This is a genomic window from Paraburkholderia sp. J69-1 (genome assembly GCF_905220255.1).
GTDB lineage: Bacteria > Pseudomonadota > Gammaproteobacteria > Burkholderiales > Burkholderiaceae > Paraburkholderia.
On the sequence record NZ_CAJMZG010000089.1, the window covers coordinates 1 to 551 of the forward strand.

A 551-nucleotide genomic window follows, 5' to 3' on the forward strand; every position below is an offset into this window, starting at 1 on the left:
TGCTGCTATCACTCGCCGACAGGCCATAGAAACTCGACTGCCCGGTTGCTTCAAGCGCCGCCTGCTCGACCTGCTGCGCTTGGGTGTACGGGTCATAGTAAAAAACCGTCGTGTCGGGCTGCAGACTGGCGGGCAACTGGTCAAGCAATGCTTCCGGCGACAGGTCATCCGACACCGCTGAGGCTGAGCTCGTGACCAGATATGACACGTCTGAGGTCTGCGTGGAGACCGTCGAGACCGACGGCGAGACCGGCGCGCTCACCGTCGTTACGCCAATCGGTGAGTTTGACGCCAGGCCTGCGGAGCCAGTGACAGAAGTCGCGCGCCCGTCGAGTGTCGTGACAAGTCCCGCCGCATTGACGGTAGTGGACGCCTCAGACGGCACGGCCGCGGGCCCCAGTGTGATCACCTGCCCCGAAACTGCAACTGGTGGCGTGTAGACGTCAGGATTCGTTAGTCCATTGACCAGCGTGGACCCTGTGAGGGTCACTGCGGTCCCGATCAGGTTTCCTGTATTGGTGAGCGTCGGGGATCTCACGCTCAGCGCATTG

The 551-nt window shown here is 62.1% G+C and carries 1 protein-coding gene; it reads right to left on the reverse strand.

Translation table 11 applies throughout. The features are described 5' to 3' along the window. Positions 1–262: hypothetical protein (locus U5A67_RS40500; protein ID WP_321818840.1), on the reverse strand; the 262-nt coding region annotated here is incomplete at its 3' end. Positions 263–551: the final 289 nt, after the last annotated feature.